The 16923-nt window shown below is 60.3% G+C and carries 15 protein-coding genes; 2 read left to right on the plus strand and 13 right to left on the minus strand.

From position 1 onward, the window contains the following. Positions 1-288: 288 nt before the first annotated feature. The 4 genes from AAC645_RS10270 to AAC645_RS10280 form a co-directional block, all read right to left on the minus strand. Positions 289-1293, minus strand: a complete 1005-nt coding sequence (locus tag AAC645_RS10270; RefSeq protein WP_340315773.1) for a dihydrodipicolinate synthase family protein — start codon at positions 1291-1293, stop codon at positions 289-291. Between the two features lie 30 nt (positions 1294-1323). Beyond that, positions 1324-2154, minus strand: coding sequence for an ornithine cyclodeaminase family protein (locus tag AAC645_RS10275; RefSeq protein WP_340315775.1), 831 nt, complete (start codon positions 2152-2154; stop codon positions 1324-1326). A 198-nt stretch (positions 2155-2352) separates the two neighbouring features. Then, on the minus strand, positions 2353-2676 hold the full coding sequence (locus AAC645_RS20440) for an MFS transporter (RefSeq protein ID WP_422785820.1): 324 nt from the start codon (positions 2674-2676) through the stop codon (positions 2353-2355). A gap of 385 nt (positions 2677-3061) precedes the next feature. After that, entirely contained in the window at positions 3062-4111 is a 1050-nt protein-coding gene (locus tag AAC645_RS10280; protein ID WP_340315776.1) for a VOC family protein, read from the minus strand. Positions 4112-4437: 326 nt separating this feature from the next. Between AAC645_RS10280 and AAC645_RS10285 the strand changes: the two genes are divergently transcribed. Together AAC645_RS10285 and AAC645_RS10290 are read left to right on the plus strand one after the other, a co-directional pair. Next, complete coding sequence (locus AAC645_RS10285) at positions 4438-4662, plus strand: hypothetical protein (protein ID WP_340315777.1); 225 nt, start codon at positions 4438-4440, stop codon at positions 4660-4662. 12 nt (positions 4663-4674) lie between these two features. After that, a complete protein-coding gene (locus AAC645_RS10290) occupies positions 4675-4953 on the plus strand; it encodes an SDR family oxidoreductase (RefSeq protein WP_340315966.1) in 279 nt (92 codons plus the stop codon). A gap of 59 nt (positions 4954-5012) precedes the next feature. Here AAC645_RS10290 and AAC645_RS10295 read toward each other — a convergent pair whose 3' ends face one another. The 9 genes from AAC645_RS10295 to AAC645_RS10335 all read right to left on the minus strand — a co-directional run bounded on the left by AAC645_RS10295 (position 5013) and on the right by AAC645_RS10335 (position 16651). Further along, positions 5013-6665 (minus strand): FAD-dependent oxidoreductase, encoded by a 1653-nt coding sequence (locus tag AAC645_RS10295; protein WP_340315779.1) that lies wholly within the window; start codon positions 6663-6665, stop codon positions 5013-5015. Between the two features lie 445 nt (positions 6666-7110). Then, the gene (locus AAC645_RS10300) at positions 7111-8226 is read right to left on the minus strand and encodes a helix-turn-helix transcriptional regulator (RefSeq protein WP_340315780.1); all 1116 of its coding nucleotides are present in this window, start codon (positions 8224-8226) and stop codon (positions 7111-7113) included. A 369-nt stretch (positions 8227-8595) separates the two neighbouring features. Next, the gene (locus tag AAC645_RS10305) at positions 8596-9426 is read right to left on the minus strand and encodes an SDR family oxidoreductase (protein ID WP_340315782.1); all 831 of its coding nucleotides are present in this window, start codon (positions 9424-9426) and stop codon (positions 8596-8598) included. Beyond that, positions 9423-10811 (minus strand): phosphotransferase, encoded by a 1389-nt coding sequence (locus tag AAC645_RS10310; RefSeq protein ID WP_340315783.1) that lies wholly within the window; start codon positions 10809-10811, stop codon positions 9423-9425. The genes AAC645_RS10305 and AAC645_RS10310 overlap by 4 nt, the downstream gene beginning before the upstream one ends. A 28-nt stretch (positions 10812-10839) precedes the next feature. Beyond that, complete coding sequence (locus tag AAC645_RS10315) at positions 10840-12123, minus strand: cytochrome P450 (protein WP_340315785.1); 1284 nt, start codon at positions 12121-12123, stop codon at positions 10840-10842. Between the two features lie 25 nt (positions 12124-12148). Continuing rightward, positions 12149-13405: a serine hydrolase domain-containing protein gene (locus tag AAC645_RS10320; RefSeq protein WP_340315786.1), complete on the minus strand. Its 1257-nt coding sequence runs from the start codon at positions 13403-13405 to the stop codon at positions 12149-12151. After that, the gene (locus AAC645_RS10325) at positions 13387-14604 is read right to left on the minus strand and encodes an amidohydrolase family protein (protein WP_340315788.1); all 1218 of its coding nucleotides are present in this window, start codon (positions 14602-14604) and stop codon (positions 13387-13389) included. Before AAC645_RS10325 ends, AAC645_RS10320 begins: the two co-directional genes overlap by 19 nt. Positions 14605-14765: 161 nt before the next feature. After that, the gene (locus AAC645_RS10330) at positions 14766-15935 is read right to left on the minus strand and encodes a cytochrome P450 (protein ID WP_340315789.1); all 1170 of its coding nucleotides are present in this window, start codon (positions 15933-15935) and stop codon (positions 14766-14768) included. A 233-nt stretch (positions 15936-16168) separates the two neighbouring features. Beyond that, complete coding sequence (locus AAC645_RS10335; RefSeq protein WP_340315790.1) at positions 16169-16651, minus strand: YybH family protein; 483 nt, start codon at positions 16649-16651, stop codon at positions 16169-16171. Positions 16652-16923: the final 272 nt, after the last annotated feature.

Raw genomic sequence — 16923 nt, forward strand, 5'->3', positions numbered from 1 at the left:
CAATGCCGCTGCAAAGCGTATTCTGAAATCGGCAAACGACTGACGCTCGTCACCGCGGCCCTCGCCGAATGCTTACGCAACAGCGTCATGAAGCTGTGGTCTACACGCGCACCGTTGCGACGCCCTTCGGATCGGCGCTCCCTCCGAGCGCGAAAGACGCTCAGATCGACGACGCATGGCGTGCTGCCGGTCGTCCGAGACGGAGCACGAGCATAGGCGCCCGACGTGTTGCAATATCCTATCCGATCTTCACCCACTGGCACCTAGCCGGGGAGAATGTTCCCCGCATCACCTTAGCCCGGCAAAGAAATCCCGATCGTGAAGCGACGTCACGGGAAGCCCTGAGGCGACCAGTCCGCTGCGCAACTGGGACATGGCCGAGTCCTTGAGCCGCATGGTCGGCTGGCGCAGCGGGCCGCCGCTGTAGCCGCTGAGCCACGCCTGGTATTTCCACTGTAGGCGCGAAACGAGGCCGGTTCCCGCCCAGGTTGCGCTGACCAGCGCGTTGGCGCGGCGTGCCGGATCCACCTTCCAATAGAGCTCGGTCGCCTCCGCTAAGCGACCCTGCCGTACCATGTCGAATAGCCTGGGGACCGCATTGCCAAAATATTCCGAGTTGCTCGTACCCATGAACTGAACAGGAGCGATCTGCGCCAGCGCGAGGATGTCCGTCTCGAGCGGGTTGGTGACGATCACGCGCTCAGAGAAGCGCCGATAGCATTCGACAAACCCCATGGGGCTGGGATAGCCGCCCTCCGCCTTGATCGCGCAGACGTTAGGGCAGTCGTCGATCAGCCGCTCGATCAGGTCGGCGGAAAGTCCCGCGGGATGGACGCGGGTGAAGTTCCAGAGCGGCACCGGGAACAGGATGACGCCGAGCGACGTGCGGTCGCAGAAAGCCTTAGTGTAAGCATAGATCTGCTGCTCGTCCTCCGCGTAGAGCCAGGCAGGGTAGGTAAGCAGCGACAGACGCATGCCGAGCGCAGCCCCTACGTCCGCGGTGCGTGCGTTCTCGTCCGGTGTGTCGAAGCAGGCGTGATGGATGAGATGCAACCGGCCTGCGGCCTCGTCGACCGCGATCTCTAGAAATCGATCGTACTCGAATTGTCTTAGCACGACTTCGCCAACCATCAGCGTGCCGGTGAATCCGTTCTCGACGTGTCGGCGGATGTCATGCCGGATCGCCGCCTCGTCGAGGCCGGCGAGATCGGAGGTGAACGACGGTAGTGTGACATTGGCCACGCCCGTCACGTGCTCGCGAGCCCATTCGCGGATGTCGGTTCTTTTAGTCATGTCGATCCCTGATCGCTCCGAAGTTGAAGGTCAGCCGCGGGCGGCGAAGTTTATTGGAAGGTCGGTGGCGAGGCTCGCGGCGACCGCCATCCGGTAGGCGGCTTCGGCGACGACGACGTCTTGCAGCCCGCTCCCCGTCGACTTGAACATCGGCGAGCGGGCGTCGCGCAGCCGCTCGTCGGCAGCGCCGGATACTAGATCTGAAAGGCTGATCATGCGCTCGACAATCGTAGCGTCTTGCGCCAAAGCAGCCTCCAGATCACCGGTGTGCAGCACGTTCTCGACCGTGTCGCAGACGATCAGGTCGCGGTCCACGATCGAGCGGGTATCAACCTCACGCTGGCCGGGCATGGTTGACCCGATCGAGATGACAAGAGCATACGGCGGGACCCAGGCCCCGTCGATCACCGGACCACCGTCGTTCGATTTGGCGGCGGCGATCACGATATCCGCGTCGGCAAGCGCTTCCGGCCCATTCGCGGCCGCACACACGTCGATGCCCTGGGCTACGAAATCCGCAGCGAAACGCGCGCGGCGATCGGAATTGGGACTGAAAACGCTCAGCCCCGCGATCTGCAACACCGATGCAAGCGCCTCGACGTGCGACCTAGCCTCGAGACCGCTGCCGATAACACCAAGTTTCAGCGCCTTCGCTGGTGCCAGCAGACGCGCGGCGACGGCGGAGGTCGCGGCGGTCCGAAGTTTGGTGACTGACATGCCGTCGACGATCGCGCGTACCAGCCCGGTTTCGCGGTCGAACAGCAAGATCGCGTAGTTCACCCCAGGTTTCGATCCCCAGCCGAACAGCTTCGCGCCGAGCATGCCCTTGCCCGCCGGCGCATAGGCGTTGACCCGCAGCACCGATCCGCCCGCCCGGAGCGCGAGATGGCCGGCGCAACCGGGGGTGCTCGCCTGTTCGCGATAGGCGTGCTCCATCTGCTCGATAACATCGGCGAAAGCAAATGAGCGCGAGACTGCCTCATCACTCACGAAAACGACCCCGTTACTCATCGCCGCTTTCCCTCTGCTAGTCGCGGCAAACGCGGCTGGCGCCATTCCTCAACGTTCACTCGCTCTCCTCCACAAATGTCTGACGCAGTAAAAGACGGAAGCGCCGGACACCTGAACTCCAACGGGGCTGGTTCGCCGCTTTGGCAGATAGCTGTCACAGATTAGGCCATGTGCGCCGGGATTGTGTCCCCCCTCGCTGAAGCCGACTATCAGGCGCCCCACCGCTAGTTGAAAGTAGACGGTCGCGAGGCCGCACAGCGCAGTCGCGGCGCTCCAGACGCACAGCGAAGCCGTAAGCAGGTTGCCCCGGTTCCCGCTGTCGACCCACCGCGCGAACGCGAAGCCGCTTAAGCGATGCAGATACCCCGTCATTTGGACGCGATACCGCGATGAGCCTCTAGATCCGACAGGACGCTTTGCCAGCCCTTAGGGGGCGGCGCACTGGGGGCGAAATTCGGGCGCGAGCCGATGCGGGCTTCTTGCCGGTTATTCGGACCTAGATGGATTGCCATCCTAGCACCTCCTCTCACGCTACGTTTTCCCATCAAGAAGCGTAGCGGCGTGCCTCTCCAGTCGATCAGCTTGCCAAGCTCGTCGAGCGGTGATGTGGATCGTGCGCACCCGGCAAGACCGAACCGCTCCTGACCGATCGATGTGCCACGTCCGGCTCTTTCCTTGGAAAAGCCCATAGAATCAGCGATTGAAGCGGCTGTCTCCAACCACCCGCGCACAGGTCTCCTAGGCATTTGAAATTAGCCTATCCGCCGATCAGAATGTCTGCGATCGGCCCTTCCATCGCCACGCTGTCATCCTGACGGACAAGTACTTCGAGATACATGTTATCGAGTTTCTCGCGTGCGTCGATGAAGGCGACATAGGTTGAGCCATCCGGTGTCCAGGCGTCCTGTGCTATGGGCATGCCTTCGGCGGCGAGCCATTTGGATGTTTTTTCCCATTGCTCAGCGTTGGTGATCGTCGTCATGATGTGGTGCATGCCTGCGCCGTTGCGGCGAAGCTTTTCCTCGAAGATTGAGCCTCCGCCTTGCGGTTCGACAATCTCCACGCCCAAAGCGCCCTTGCGGCCGGACCAAGTCCTGAAGCGGAAGTCTCCCGGACGACCATTGTACCGAGCGTCATGTACCGTTTCGTTGGGTTTGTTCTCGAAGTCATACCATTCGGCGATACCGAACAGGTCCTCATAACCACGCTTGTAATGTTCGGCGGGCTGCCTAGCCGCGACGGTATAATGGTAGAGCTTGTCGATCGGCAGCTTGTCTGGTGTCTGCGTAATTTCCGGGCCGAAGCTGATGATTTCGTCGGGCGGCGTACCTTCGGGATTTGGCCCCTTGATCACCAGCAGTTCGATTAAGGTGCCCGTCTGGGCTTCCGCATCGACATACCAATAATCGACCGTGTCGCTGATTTCAGCACTTTGGTTGAATTTCAAGCCTCGCTTTTCCATTTCGGGGAGCAGCGCTTTGAATTCCTCCTCAGACATCAAGGTCGGCGAGATATGGTGGAGACCCGGGCCCTTCTCCTCTAGGAACTCGGCGTACAGCGTGCGGTCACCGGCCCTAGGCTCGCATAGTTCGAACGAGAGTGGGCCGCCGATGGCGAGCGCGGACACAAAATTCTGCTTGACATGCTTGCCATGTACGCGCGGATTTTTGAACCGGTCGTCAGTAAGATAGCGAATTTCCCACTTGGGAATACCGAAGACGCGCGAGTAGTTCTCCATCGACCGCTTGAAGTCATTGGTGACCACGCCGAGATGATACATATCGGTGATTGGAATGATCCCGTTCATCTGCACTCTCCACGGCTCGTTGTGCTCTACGCAGCGAATTCTGTCCTAGGATCAGACATCACTTGCAACTTACTGTATTTCGACCGTTCTATCCTGTCGGTTCGAGCCATTTCTGCGGTTCTAGGCAGAAAGGGGACGCGCAACCTCGTCCATCCGGCCTATGTTGAGCGGGCGATGCCCATTTATCGGTTGCGACGGAAATCCTGGCTATCACTACACAATCTTGTCGACCTCCTGCCGGGCGGGGGGGAACCGGCTGGGGCAAGCTTATCGGCTGGATCCGGAAGGATGTCGCAAGCCAGCGTATCAGCCTCGCGGTGTGCTCGGTGAGCTTACCGCGCCGAATTCATGGGTGTCCGCTGACCGACGAGGAACTCGAGATCATCACGCTGAACTTGCTGATCGGCGGATTGGGTATGACGCAGGGATTTGTCGGCAGCATGGTCGTTCATCTGGCGCGCAATCCGGATCACCGCCAGCAGTTGATCGACAATCCCGCCATCCGCCCCGGCGTGATCGACGAAATGCTGCGATATTATGCTCCCGGTTAGTGCAAGCGCGCGCTGTCGCTTTGGGTCAAGCGCGAGGCCGTCAAGGCGGAATGGGCGGGCAAGGGCATTTTGCTCAATGCGGTCGCACCCGGCGTGGTGCAGACGCCTATGATTCGATATCTGCTCGATACAAAGGACCGCACCGAATTCCTGAACAAAAACAAACCTGTGCGTCTCGGTCGACCGGCTAAACCTGCCGAGCTGGCCGCGTTGATCGCTTTCCTGAGCAGCCGGGAAACAGCTTCATTGTGGGCCAGACGATCTGCTGCGACGGTGGCACGGAAGCGATGAAGCGCCCCGATCAGGTTTGATAGTCGTCATGACCGTCAGTATCGATGGGGTCGTTGCCGCTAAGCCGTGATCGGACGGTTCGCCATGCGCCGGGCGGCATGCTCCATCGCCAGATAGCCGAAGGTCATCGCCGGGCCGAGCGTGACGCCGGGGCCGGGATAGGAGCGCCCCATGACCGAAGCCGTGGAGTTGCCCGCGGCATAGAGCCCTTCGATCGGATGGCCTTCGAGGTTCAGCACCTGAGCATCGGCATCGGTCACATATCCGCCCTTGGTGCCAAGATCGCCGAGATAGACGCGGGTGGCCAGAAACGGCCCTTGCTCGATCTTGCCGAGATTGGGGTTGGGCTTGATCGTAGGATCGCCCCAGTAGCGGTCATAGGGTTCGCCACCTCGCCTGAAATCCTCATCGACGCCCTTGTCGACGAATGTGTTGAATCGCGCGACCGTCGCGCGAAGTCCGGCCGGATCGATGCCACACACCTCCGCAATGCCGTCGAGAGTGTCTGCTGTCCTGAAGAAATCATGTTCGAACATTGCCTTGGGCGTGTGCCCGGGGAAAAAGCCGCCAAAGGTATAGCGTTTGCGATGGCGCGCATCCATTATGAGCCAGGCTTGATCTATGCCGTGGGCTATCAGTGACTGGCCAAAGCTGTAATAATCTTCGGCCTCGTCGCAGAATCTCTTGCCTGCGCTATCGACGACGATGCTGAAGGGAAGCGAACGCTCCCATTGGCAGAAGACCGGCACATCGCCGGGATAGACGAACGCCGAACCCCACCATGCCTCGTCGAGCATGGACGTCATGGCGCCGATGCCCATCGCCATCTGCACTATATCGCCGGTATCGTCGGGGCTAGCCGAGGACCAGCGCCCGGTCATTCCCATGACCTTCTCGCGATAAGCGCCGTGGGCGAACCCGCCGGCGGAGAGCAGCACGCCCGCGCGCGCCCCGATCCGCCGCTGCCCTGCTTCCCCCCCCGTCACCACGCCCGTGATACCACCCTCATCAGAGACGAGCTCAACGAGCGGGGTGTTCAAGCGGAATTCGACGCCACGTCGTTGCGCGATCGCCATGAGCTGCGCGACCAAGCTTTCACCGCAACCAACCGGGTCCTGCCCGAGAGCGGTCATCAGTTTCTGTCGAAAGAAGATGAACGCCATTCGGGACAGGCTTCTCACGCTGCTGATGCCCTGGGCGATCCCCTGAATGTCCTTAAGCCGGATCGCGTAGGGGGCCGGGCCGCGACGCATGGTCTTGCGCCACGCACCGAGCCGCTTGGCGTCGAAGAACTGCGAATCGAGATCGCGTCCGATGCCGGCATGCTTGCGATCCGACAGATAGTCGGGGTGTTTGCGATCTGCGGTCCAGCCCATGCCTTCTTCGATCAGCACATCAACCATTTCCGGCGCGCCGCGCAGATAGGCCATCCGACGTTCGGGAGATGTCGCAAGCCCCTCGTCCGTCACCACTTCATCGAGGAACTTCGCGGCTTCCTCGACCGAATCCTTTATTCCGGCGGCTTTCTGGAGGCGATTTGCAGGCGCCCATACGCCGCCGCCTGACCAGGCCGAGGTTCCGCCCCAGACGGCCGCTTTCTCGATGACGAGCATCTTCATGCCGCGGCGGGCACCGATGATCGCAGCGGTCAGGCCGGCAGCCCCGCTTCCAACGACAACGGCATCATAACGTTCGTCCCAGTTATCTGTCACGTTGCTCTCCCCCGCGCCACGGCGGTCCACCCTAGGCGGGTAGGCCGCAGATGGTAGCGCTGTCATAGTCTGATCGTGGTATTTTCAAGCGTCGCAAACAGCCTTCGATTGGCTGTTTGATCGCGCAGTGTGGTGGTACGATTGACCAACACACATGGCGGGAGGAGCTATGGGGCAGTTTTTACACGGTAGCGCCCGGACGATGACGCGGTCCGTCGAGCGATAAGCGGTGTGAAGAGAGCATAAGGGCGCTGGCCCGACGTCACGGCGTCAGCCCGACGCCAGAAGTGGCGCAAGCCGGCGAGCGTCAGCGATGCCCCTAAACAACTAGTCACCTGTTCGCGAACTCAGGGCATAATTGGTATTTTGCCAGGAGTGTGCGTTGAACCTCCAAGCCCACCCCTTTACATCTCGATGGAAAGCAACCTTGCTTCGACTTCCCCATCTACAGCGAAACCGCGCAGTTGGAGAGCAGGTGAATGAGCTGGGATTGCCGACTGACGTCGACTTTCAGGAACATGGATCGCAGATGCGCCCGCGCGGTATTGTGGCGAATGTTCAGTTCAAGCTCGAGGTCCTTCAGTTTCATGCCCTTCGCCAAGCCAACCGCCAATCGCGCTTCGGCGGGGGTGAAGTTGAACATCTGACGGACGAGCCCGGCGTCGATTTCCGACGATCCACCGACCGACCTGACAAAGAGAAGCGCGCTCAATTCTGGCTTTCCCGATGCCACGGAGATCGTTGAGCGCCGACGGATGACGATTCCGACATCAAGCGACCCGGTCCCGGAAAGCGACATGGCGCGAGTCGATGATGTCGCATCATTCCCAGAGAGAATCTCGCCGATCATCTTCTGCAGCTTGCGATCGTCCCAGCTATTGGGAGCATGAATATGTCCGTCACGCAGATGGAGGACGCCGGAGTTGGAAATGAGCTTCGACGCTGACTTGTTAAGGAGAATGGCGTTGCCGCTCTGATCGAGTAGTGCGCCAGCGATCGCAAGGCGATCAAGCCCTTCGCTCTGAAAATTGCTTATCAGCTCAAGGCGAAGATACTTCCGGCGCAACTGAAGCGCCCGACGCAGATGTCTGCCAAGCGCTTTGATGACATCGCCGTCCTTTCTGGAGAATTGATTCTGCTTCCTATCTCTTGAACCGATCAAAAAACATTGCGTGCTCTCGCTATCGTCAAAGCAGTGGATAATAGTCCATGAAGAATCGTAGTTATTCATGTACCTAATAAGCTCTTGGTCCTTGAGCGTATCCTCCCACCGAAAATAAGACACCTCGTCAACGGCTGGTGTCACCGGGAAAATTTCGCGGTACAACTGATCTTCCCAGTCACGAATCTTGTCCTGATCGACCTTAGGACCATAAGCGAATATAGAATCGCGCGATCTCTTGCTCCGTGACGAAATGCGCAACATCAGGTTGCTGGCATCTAAAAGCACGCGTGCGCCCTCCAGCGCGTCCTTCCAGGGTTCATCGGATGTAAGATGCTCATAAAACGAACCAATTAGGGTGTCGTCCAGCAACGAAGCAGTTTCCATGATGGTCGACATGCTCTCCCAATCCAATGACACGTGGGGTAGACCGAGCGCGAGCCGCGCCCAACCGTCTTTTTCAAATCGTATAGCACCGATATGTTGGGGAGCCAATTAAGGTTTGGGAAGCGCACTCGTCCCCCGGCCTATGATCGACAGCCGACTTACGGCATGCTCGCCGGCAAGAAAGCCGAAGTTCATCGCCGCACTCAGCGTCACGCCTGGACCTGGATAGGTTCGTCCCATCACAGAAGCTGTGGAGATGCCGGCGGCGTAGAGTCCTTCGATTTCTGTCCTGTTTCGAGGGCCGGGGTTGGCGATTGCTGAAAATGTTGTCTGGTAACTACCGATCCTGGCCGATTTATCTGGTAAGCCGGAACCCGCGGGCTAACAGGTGATGACCGAGGCCTTAGCTGCGCCCGCCCATCGGTGGGATGCGGTCATTCCGCCATCGACGAGCAGGTCAGTGCCGGTGATGTAACGCGCCTCCGCGCTGACGACCCAGGCAACTGCTGCGGCGATTTCATGGGGGGTGCCGATGCGCCCCATTGGCGTCGTGGAAAGAGCCTCGTCGATCGCCGACCCGGCCTCGGCTTCGCTTTTGGACATTTCGGTGGCCATGATTCCCGGACTCACGCTGACGATACGGGCGCCCTTCCGTCCCCAGGCGGCCGCTGCTGCCTCGATACGAAGCTGCGTCCCGCGCTTGGATAGCCAGTAAGCGCCCAGACCGTTATCGGCGCCCGGAACATTCCTCAGCGTGTCGAGCAATGTCTCCGGCGGATCTAACGCCAGCGACCGTTCGAGATCGGCAGCGACGGGAGCCAGATATCCGGCATTGCTGGCGATGACGACGGCGACCGTGTCCTGCACCGCCAGCGGTAGAAAGGTATCGATCACCGCACTGGTCCCCAGCAAGTTGACTGCGATGATGCGCTCGGGCGAGGCCATGTGCGGCGAAAGGCCGGCGGTCAGCACCATATTGTGCAACCGGCCCATTTTTGACGTTTTCTCCGCAAATTCGGTCAGCGACGATGCGTCGGTGATATCGACCAGCCTCGCGGTAACGTCATGGCCCTCGTTCCGCAGGGTTGCGGCGACGACGGAAAGCGTTTCCGCATTATTGTCTCCCAACACCAGCCGTCGTCCTGAACCCAGGCGTCGCGCGCAGGCGATGCCAAAGCCGCGCAGGCCGATGATCGCGGACACTTCAGTCATCGCCGTTCCCCCGTCGCCGCGCCGATTGGCTTCATTCGTGTCGTGATCTGCTCGTGATTCATCTGATCTTCCGGATCGGCGAGCAGGAAGCAGGTGCGCAGGTATCGCCGCGTCAAAAGCCGCCACAGCGCCTTTTCATCGACGGGGCGTTCCATCGCGACCACGCGCTCGATTTCTGCGTCAGCCTCTTGCCAGTCCGACGGTCGGCGTCCGATGAGCGCCGCAACATCATCCAGATATTCGGCGTCGAACTGCCAGCGCCAGCCGTCCGCCCGCTCTATATACCGCAATGTCCGTTGCAGCTTTCGACGGCGATAGGCCGCAAACTCATCCTCTTCCACACCGGCATCGAGGCTCATCGAAAGCGCAGTGAGCGATGTCGCATGCCGAGCCAGCCTTGGGTGATCGGGCAGGGGAGTCTCCAGTTCTTCCCAGCCCATGATCTCGGCAATGCAATCAAGCGCGATCAGCGTGCAGAAGGCGTCCCAAACCAGATATTCGTGATAGTCGATTTCAGGCGTTGGTCGTGCCAGTTCGGCAGCGACCTGCAACGGGGTGAGGATCGCGATCATCGCCGTATGATACCGGACGCGGTGGAGATCGACGGCGACCCCGCTGTGTTTTTGATACAACGTAATCATCGCTTCGACATCGCCGATATATTCGGCACGGTTGCGGATCCTGAGGGCCGCGAGATCAGTGTGGAAATCGCCAAGACCCGCGAACTCGAAGTCCAGCATCGCGGTCAGCCGGTCGCCTTCGAACAGGAACTGCCCCGCATCGACGGTGATCGGCCGAGCACCATCGGGGTTTTTCGGCACGTTGCGGTTGAGCCACCGTCGGACGAAATCGGCCGCTGGGGCGGGGGCGATCCGATTGCTGGTGAAAAGCTTCTCGATCAGGCGATAATAGGTCAGTCCCGCTTCGTCGTCGCCGTCGGGGCGAAGCGCGCCGATGTCGGCCATCGCATCAGGATCGATCGCGTGCATCATGACCATCTGCTCGATCAGTTGATCTCGAATCATGTCGCGGTCGGCCTCGGAATGGGCGGTGCGCAGATCCGGCCGGCCCGGCGCGAGGTCCATGACGATCGCCGGTATTTCCTGGATGAAGCCATGAATTTTCGGGACGCGTAATCCCTTCTGACCGAACAGCTCGAACACACGGCACTCATATTTCAGGGGCATCGGCGGCCAGTCGCCCGCCCGATCCCCACGAACATACAGGTGGCGCATTTCACTGCCGTCGAGCGCATCGACATACCAGCTCGGCCGCCAGCGACCCTGTCGTTCGATCCTACTCACCGGACCGATACGATCCTCAATCCAGCTTCGGATGAGCGAATCGGGGTCCAGCGCGGAATCCATCGGTGTGATTGCCTCCATTTCGATGTCTCCTGTCCCCGGACGGATCTTACGAAGGGTCGAACAAAACGTGGACGTGGTCGGGTGAGCGCAGCTCGGACCCATGCATTTCCGGGGGCGGCATGTCGGGGTCGAGCCGAAGGTTGGGGAGCCGATCCATGATGCTCGTCAGCGCACGGCTTATCTCGAGCCTGGCCAGGTGCATGCCGATGCAGATATGAGGGCCTAACCCAAAACGCAGTGCGCCGGCGGTACCCGTGCGAAAGATGTCGAACTTGTCGGGATCTTCGTAAAGCGCGGGATCGCGATTGGCTGCGCCTTGCGCGATCTGAACGAGTGAACCGGCGGGAATCGTGATTCCGCCGATCTCCGTTTCCTTCGCCGCGACGCGGTACATCATGAGGACCGGGGTGTCCCACCGCAGCGCCTCGTCGATCGCACGCGGCAACAGGCTGCGGTCCCTCATCAGCGCCGCATATTGCTCAGGATGGAGCATGAGCTGGCCAAGCAGCGTCGATGTCGAACGGAAGGTCGTGTCACCGCCGGCGTTCATCAGCTGCCGCAGGAACGAGATGATGATTTCATCCGGCAGCTTCTCCCCTTCGACCTGGACATTCAGAAGCGTGGAAACCAGATCCTCGCCGGGCCGTGCGCGGCGTTCCGCCAGCATGCCGGCGAAATAGTGGCCCAGCTTTTTCCCTGCCTCGACCGCAAATCTTGGATCGACATGAAGGTTTGTCAGCGAGACGGCGAGCTTGTGGAAGGTCTTCGTATCCGCAGCTGGAAGGTTAAGCAGCTCGTAGATGACACTGAAGGGGTAGAGTTGCGCGAAATCGGGGACGAGGTCCGCTTTGCCCTTGTGGATGATGCCGGCCATCAGCACGTCCACCACGGGGGCGACCACCGTTTCGCTCCATTGCATGACCGCTTTGGGCGAGAAGGCACGCTGGAATATCTTGCGGTAGCGGGTGTGCTCGGGAGGGTCCATCGCGGTGATCGTGCGGCCGAAGCTGAGGCCGAGGATCTGTTCGAAAATGCTGTTCGAAAAGCTCTCGGTGTCCCTGATCGCCTGATTGGCTTCCGCGGAACCGACAATCATGAAGCATCGAACGCCATCGGGCGTCGTCGCGCCGCTAATCTGACCGAGCGCGACCCGATACTCGATTTCATGGACCGGCGCCCGCTCGCGCATTTCCTTCAGGACCTCGAACGGGTCGCGATCCGTGGCGAATACCGCATCGGCGTCCGCGAACGGATCGTAGCTGGGGTCGTCGAAATCCTCGATTTGCGGGATCAGGCTTTCAGGTGGATCTGCGACGAGACTGTCGTTCATGGAAGACTTCCTCGCTTGCGGCGCATCAATTCATGCCCAGCGCGGCACGCACGGCTTGCGCGATTGGCAGCATCGAATCCTGGTCGGCGCTCATCGGTTGGGACATGCGGTTGTGGCAGATCGAAACTGCCAGTCTTCTCTCGCGATCCGCCCATCCGATGCTGTTGCCGAATCCCGGGTGGCAGATGGCGGAATTGCTACCGACGGCACAGGTAGGCGGATAATCGGTACCGAGCCAAAAGCCGCCGATCGTCAGTGGAATGGGAACCCCGTACATCACGGCGTCCGGTTCATCGGGATCGTCGCGCATGGTGTAGAGCGTATCGACCAGCTCGCGGGACAGCAGGCGCACGCCGTCCAGTTCACCGCCCTGGGCCAGCATCGCCCAGACACGGACCTCGCTACGCGCGTTGAAGATGCCACCGACGCCGGGAATGCCGGATCGGCGGACCTTGGCATTTTCGGCATAGATATCCGGCCCCAGCATGATCGCATCGGGCATCGACGCCTGCATCAACGGCGGCTGGTGCTCCGTAGGAACGGCAGCAATGGCGCTCACATGTCGGGCGAACCGGTGCATCTCACTGTCGGGCAGACCAAGCCAGAGGTCGGCGATACCCAGTGGAACCGCAATTTCCTCACGGATGAACTGTGCGATCGGGCGCTGCTGCGGATCCGTGCGACGCACCAGTTCGCCGACCAGCCAGCCAAATGTCATCGACTGGTACAGCGCCTTGGTTCCCGGTTCACAAATCGGCGTCAACGACCCGATTCGTGAAACGGTCTCGTCCCAGTCGCAGATGCTGTCCGGCGTTACACCCTCGGGCATCTGGGGAACGCCTGCGCGATGGGTGATGATGTGGCGCACCGTGGTGGCCGCCTTGCCGTTGACCGCATATTCGGGCCAATATTCGGCCACCGGCGCGTCATAGGTCAGCCGACCGCGATCGGCCTGAATGTGAAGCGCGGTGGCGATAATGGCCTTGGTCACCGAATAGCGGTTGAACAAAGTGTTCCCATCAACCATCCGCCCGCTGTCCGTGTCGGCAAACCCCGACCAGGTATCGACTACCAGCTCGCCATCCAGATAAGCGGCCACCTGCACGCCGATTTCGTGACCGGCGGCAATCTGCTGATCGATCGCCGCGCGGACGATGTCATTGGCTTTCGTGATTTGCGTTTGATACGCCGTTGCCATTCTCACCCCTTTTTGGCGGCGCGCGCCAAGGCCCCGTCGATACTGATCGCGTTTCAGGCACCAAGTTAGTCTGGCATGATCCATTGGGCGTTGGAGACGAAGAACTTGTGCTGGATATTTGGTCCGAGGGGACGGAGTCGTTCTTCCCAGAAGGGCATGGGGTTGGTGCCGCCTTCGACATGGGGGAAGTCGGAGGCATAGCAATAGCAGTCCTCCAGGCCGTTATCGTTGATGTATTTGTCGATCGGTTCCCATGGGAAGCCGGCGCAGCGAACATTGCGGGCGATATATTCGGAGGGTTTGAGCGGCAGGCGCTCGCTCCATTTGGAGGTCTGGGTGTTGGCGGACCACATGTCGAGTGCGTGGGCGAGCGGTCCCAGCCAGTGGGCGCCGGTTTCCATCGCGGCGAGGCGCAGCATCGGGTGGCGTTCGAACACGCCGCCGGTGACCATCGTGCCGGTGAAGTTCTGCGATGCCATCGGCATGGTCGAGAGCGTCCAGGGATCGAGCGAGATCTCCTCGCCGATCAGCCAGCCCTTGAAGGCATCGGCTTCGCGCCAGTCGAGCGTCTTGAAGAAGCCGGCCTCGTTGCCGACGTGCAGCGTGGCGACCGTGTTGCTGTCCGCCAGCAGCGCCCAGGTCTTGTCCAGGTCGTTATGCGCCGGCGACTTGCCGCCCGGCAGGATCGATCCGGGGAACCACACGCAGCGCACCCCGGCATCGATCAGACGCTTGGCCTCGGCATACAGCGCGTCGGGGGTTTCGCCCAGCAGCACGCCCACCGGCCGCACCCGGTCCGAATAGGCCTGGCTGCGGATCACCCAGTCATTCTGGGCCTTGATCATCTTGAGCGCGAAGCCGACCCGGTCGCCGGTGATCTGCGGGAAAAACGCCGCCACATCCGCATTGGCCAGCAGAAACAGCGCGTTGATCGCGACATTGCCCGGAAAGATCAGCTGCTTGTCGATGCCGCAATAGTCCATCAGCTCCAGCCGCTGGGCCATGTCATAGGCGCCATAGGCATAAGGCCCCTTGCCATGCCAGGCACCGCGAAAGGTCAGCTTGTTCTGGACGTCGGAATCAACATCCTTGAAATAATTGTTCTTCATCCCCTTGAGATGATGCAGATCCAGTTCCGCAAACGGACGCGTCACCTCGCCGAACATCTCCACCCACAATTCAGGCGGAACCCATTCATGGGCATCGGCATCGTTGATCCGGCCCGCAAACTTCGCCAGCTCAGCCGGATATCCAACCTCAGGCTCTTGCGCCAACGTCGCCATACCAATTTCTCCGTCTCAATCACCCGACGCCGTCTCACGGCGCTATCCGGCAGCCACTCTAAACCTACACCTCCACCCAACATCGTCTGTTAAGGCTAGGATGGGGGGCAATGCGTCTCGACCGGCGGCTTTTTCCGGATGAGGGAAGACCGTTATTTTGATCAGATGCCGACGGGAACCTCGAGAAAGGCGAGCGTCGAACTGACATTGTCGGCGATTCTCAACCGCTCCTCGATCACGTCGAACCGGTCGAGCTCGACGATCGCTTTCAGCATTTGGCCGAGTTCCATGCGGGCGAACTGATTGCCAAGGCAATGATGGGGTCCGAAGGCAAAGGTTCCCATCCGGTTCGCACCGCGGGTGAAGTCGACATCGAATGGTTGCTTGACGAAGGCCGGGTCGAAACTGGCCGCCGTCCAGAACAACAGCACGGGATGTCCTGCACGGAAGGCATGGCCATCGACTTCGCAATCGCGCACGACGTCCCGGCCCGTCATTGGGGCCGATCCGAAGATTCGCAGAAATTCGGTCACCGCGCCGGAAATACGCTCGGGGTGCCGGGCCAGTTCGGCGCGCCGATCGGGATTGCGGGCCAGAAACACTGATGTGCAACCGATGACCGCTTGGGTTGTGTCGAGCCCTCCGATAATCAGGTTCATCACGATTGCCTGAATTTCGTCGATAGTGAGCTTCCTGCCATCGACCGACGAACTCAGGAGAATTGGGATCAGACCCGGCGCGTCGGCCAACTTCGCCAATCGCTCGATTTCCGATCGAACCCGAACGGCAAATGCCATTCCCCCGGCGATGCGTTGCTCGACCGGCCCGATGCAGAAAGCGGCGCGATGGATCGGCATCGAATATTCGGCCCAGTCCTCGACGGGGAGACCTAGAAGACGCATCGTGAACTTGCCGGTGACGGGTTGGCCGAGATCGGTCACGATGTCGAGTTCACCCTTGTGGAGGGCGGCTGCAAGAATCTCGCGGATATCGGCCCCGACGACTTCGGTGAATGCAGCGATCGATTTGGGCGTGAAGTACTGGTTCAGCAGCTTGCGGAACGCCCCATGGACAGGCGGATCGAGGTCGCTTGGCATCAGCAGCGGCATGGTCGATCGGGGGACGACGCGGCTTCCGGGCGCATTGCTGAAATTCTCGGTGTCGAAGCAGATCTTGGTCATGAGTTCATAGCTGGTGACGACCGAAAAGCCGCCATCATAAACGTTGGAACGCAGCAGCGACTCCTCTCCCGCCACTCGTTTCAGCACATTGTAGAAATGATCCCGGAAGAAGATGGTGTGGTGATCGAAACTTTGAACAAATTGTTCCATTTCGATAGCTTGGACACTATCGTTCTGTAACTCTTTGAGCATCCGAATCCCTCCGGCAGCGCAATGCTTGCACCGCTCTTGCTACCGCAAGCTATGCCGCTTGGGCTTGCGCGTGCATGGTCTGATAAGACGACAATTGGCCTTCCGCCTTCTTCGTTGGTATCCGATGCGTGCCACGCCGCTCTCGCACGCGATGTCGATGGTATCTGCGGGAATATTGGCAAACCGGCGTTTCATTCCGTCGATTGAGATTCCTGCGCTGTGGCCGGCGAGAAGAAAATGGCCTTCCCGGTTGCGGGGTCGATCCCATAGGAGATGTGCTGGTGCAGGATTCTCCATGTGTCGCCGTCGCGCTCGAAGACGTCCGTCACGCGACACACGACTTCGCTGCTGCCTCCGGCCTCGCGCTCGACCGTCAGACGCTGGATACTGTGCAGAACCGCAAGGTCGCCCGAGATGTGCAAATCATGTTCCTCGAGTTCCGTCGAGACAGACGTCGTGCCAACCAGTTGCGCGGCAAAGGCATCGCAGATCGCGTCGGCGCCACGGACGGAACCGGGCATGAGTGCGTCGTACAATATGGCGCGCTCACCGGCGTAGAAGGGCGGCACGTCGGCGGGGTCGGCAAGCGTCCCAATGCGGTGCTCGATCGCCATGACCGCCGCTCTATCTTCGGCCGTGCCGTTGCATGACATGGTGGCGTTGGACATTTTCATCCTCCTTCGTACCCGACGGTCTGAAATGTGCCGCCCGCATTGACATGGTGGCCGGGATTTCCATCTGCGTTTAGCGCGCGGAGCCCATGATCGCTCCGGCGCATATCTTGCCTGCGCCGGTCTTTGGCATCGTCTTACCGGACGGATTTCGACTGTAAGGCCTGTGTGGATCCGCCCCGGTTTCAGGTCCCGTCGTCCGAACAGAGGTATGTCACAGCGGCGATATCTTTCAGGAATCTCCTCGATATCGGTCAGGCAACATGCCTGGATGG

The organism is Rhizorhabdus argentea, from assembly GCF_037861105.1.
Lineage (GTDB): Bacteria > Pseudomonadota > Alphaproteobacteria > Sphingomonadales > Sphingomonadaceae > Rhizorhabdus > Rhizorhabdus argentea.